The sequence below is a fragment of the Kitasatospora sp. NPDC093558 genome (assembly GCF_040683475.1).
GTDB lineage: Bacteria > Actinomycetota > Actinomycetes > Streptomycetales > Streptomycetaceae > Kitasatospora.
In genome coordinates, this window is record NZ_JBFBDY010000802.1 from 1 (window position 1) to 2,554 (window position 2,554).

Annotated in this window: 3 protein-coding genes; 1 reads left to right on the plus strand and 2 read right to left on the minus strand. The window is 73.2% G+C overall.

Features of this window, described 5'->3' with window-relative positions:
* Window positions 1-194: 194 nt before the first annotated feature.
* Window positions 195-482, minus strand: a complete 288-nt coding sequence (locus AB0O00_RS35395; protein ID WP_363658811.1) for an ABC transporter permease — start codon at window positions 480-482, stop codon at window positions 195-197.
* Window positions 483-861: 379 nt separating this feature from the next.
* Complete coding sequence (locus AB0O00_RS35400) at window positions 862-1,491, minus strand: TetR/AcrR family transcriptional regulator (protein ID WP_363658812.1); 630 nt, start codon at window positions 1,489-1,491, stop codon at window positions 862-864.
* Between the two features lie 210 nt (window positions 1,492-1,701).
* On the opposite strand from AB0O00_RS35400, the gene AB0O00_RS35405 reads away from it, so the two are divergent.
* Entirely contained in the window at window positions 1,702-2,460 is a 759-nt protein-coding gene (locus AB0O00_RS35405) for an SDR family oxidoreductase (protein WP_363658813.1), read from the plus strand.
* Window positions 2,461-2,554 lie beyond the last annotated feature (94 nt).

Sequence of the window (2,554 nt, forward strand, 5' to 3'; positions counted from 1 at the left end):
ACCCGGTCGCCCCTGTAGTCCTCCGGCGTCCACTCTGAAATACCCCCCTGCTCAGCGCATCCGACCCTCCCCGACCCTCTTCCGAACTCGTTGAGGCGGTAGCGCAGGACGAGGTCGGTGATCTCGCCGGGCGGCACCGCGGGGGCCGCGGCCGGTGTGGGATCGGTCATGGCGATCCTCCTTCGGTGGCGCGGTCAGCGCGCGGCGCTGACGGCGGACGGGTGCGTCCGGCGCCACTCGATGCGCGCGCCGAGGGCGCAGGCGGCGGTGACGGCGGCGGCGAGCGCGACGACGAGCCACTCGGCGGCTCCGCTGCCGGCGTCCGGGTCGACGCCGAGCAGGGTCTCGATCCACTGCGGCCACACCAGGGTGATCAGGAACAGCAGCCCGGAGAGGCTGCCGAGGACGGTCTCCAGCCAGAAGCGGAGCCGGACCGCGGCCGGCGCCGGGTGCTGGACGGGTTCGAAGGACTGGAAGGGCATCACTGCACCTCCCCTTCTCCCAGACCGCCCGAGCCGCTGCGGGCGCGGTGCACGACCGCGCCGGGGCGGCCCGGGGCGGGGTCTGCTCGGGGTTGATCGGGGTTGATCGGGGTTGATCGGCGGGGGTTCTCGCCGGGGATACGTGCGGGAGGTTCCTGCGGTTCTTGCAGGAGGTTCCCGCTTGACTTCGGAGTGTCACGACCGCTTGGGAGTTCGCCAGGCGGGGCGGCGTCGCGGTGTCGGGCCCGCGCGCTCCGGGCGGCGATGTACACCTGCGGCGTACACCTGCGTTGTAGACCTACGAGGCACACGTACTTCGTATACGAGTCTGCTCGCCGCCGAAGGTACGGTCAAGACCTGCGCGAGCCGGCCCCGGCGCTCAGACCTGCGCGCCGAGCATCCGCAGCACCAACTCTCCGTAGCGGCGTCCGAGTTCCTCGGGCGTCTCGGTGCTGCGGTCGGTGTACCAGCGGGAGACGTCGATGCCGAGCGAGGTGACCGCACGGGCGGCCGTGCGCACCTCGGAGACCGTGAAGGCGCCCGCCGCGACGCCCTCCTCGATCAGCGCGCTCACCTCGCGCTCGATGTCCAGGCGCAGCGCCGCGACCACCGCGTACGCGTCCTCGGGCAGCGCGTGCAGCTCGTAGTTGACCACCCGGCCGACCATCCGGCCGCGCGCGTGCCAGGCGCTGAACTCCTCGACCAGCCGTCTCATCCGCTGCGCCGGCTCGCCCTCGCCCGCCGCCGCCCCTCTGACCAGCGCCAGCGTCGCGGCGTGCCCGGCCTGGCTGATCTCGGCGAGCAGCGCGGCCTTGGACGGGTAGTGGATGTAGAGCGCGGCCGGGCTCATCCCGGCGGCGGTGGCGATGTCCCGGGTGGTGGTGGCGTGGAAGCCGCGCTCAGCGAAGGACTCGACGGCGGCCTGGAGCAGCCGGTACGCCGCCTCGGGGCGGGAGTCGGTGCCGCCGGGCGCGGCGGGCCAGAGGTCGGCGATGGGCGTGCTGGTCATGGCGTCATCCTCGCATCATCCTCACAGGGACCTCGTACGCGTATTCGCGCCGGGCGGCCCGGCGGGCCGGGTGGTCCGGGTGGTCCGGACAGGCTGTTGACAGGCTCTCCCACCGACACCATGCTGAGCAAGCGCTTAGTCAGGGCTCATCCCACCCCTGATCCGCACGTCTGATCCTCACGTCGAACCGCGCGAAAGGCAGGACCCTCCGTGGTGCACTCCTTCAAGGGCAAGGTGGCCGTCGTCACCGGATCGAGCCGGGGCATCGGCCTCGGGATCGCGCGCGAGCTGGTCGCCCGCGGGGCCAAGGTCTGCCTGACCGCCCGCAACGCCGAGCCGCTCGCCGAGGCCGTCCGCGACCTGGGCGGCCCCGAGAACGCGATCGCCGTCGCCGGCAAGTCCGACGACCCGGCCCACCAGGAGGAGGCCGTCGCCCGCACCCTGGAGGCCTTCGGACGGCTCGACCACCTCGTCAACAACACCGGGATCAACCCGGTCTACGGGCCGGTGCTGACCACCGACGAGGACGCCGCCGCCAAGATCCTCGCCGTCAACGTGCTCGCCCCGCTGGCCTGGACCCGCCGGGTGCACGCCGCGTGGATGGGCGAGCACGGCGGGTCGATCGTCAACGTCGCCTCCGTCGCCGGCCTCCGCGCCTCGCTCGGCATCGGCATGTACGGGGTCAGCAAGGCCGCGCTGATCCGGCTCACCGCGGAGCTCGGCGCCGAGCTCGGCCCGCAGGGGATCCGGGTCAACGCCGTCGCCCCCGCCGTCGTCAAGACGAAGTTCGCCGAGGCGCTGTACGAGGGCCGCGAGGAGAAGGTCGCCGCCAAGTACCCGCTCGGCCGCCTCGGCGTGCCCGAGGACATCGCGGGCGCCGTCGCCTTCCTGCTCTCCCCCGACGCCGGGTGGATCACCGGCCAGACCGTCGTCCTGGACGGCGGCGTCACGCTCGGCGGTGGGATGTGAGCCCCTTCGAGGGAGTCGCCGGACCGGACTTCGCCGGACAGGGCGTCGTCGTCACCGGCGCCGGACGCGGCATCGGCGCCGCGCTCGCGGCGGC

Coding starts and splice junctions, on each gene's coding strand:
- AB0O00_RS35395 (WP_363658811.1), bottom strand. CDS start 482: ATGCCCTTCCAGTCCTTCGAACCCGTCCAGCACCCGGCGCCGGCCGCG.
- AB0O00_RS35400 (WP_363658812.1), bottom strand. CDS start 1,491: ATGACCAGCACGCCCATCGCCGACCTCTGGCCCGCCGCGCCCGGCGGC.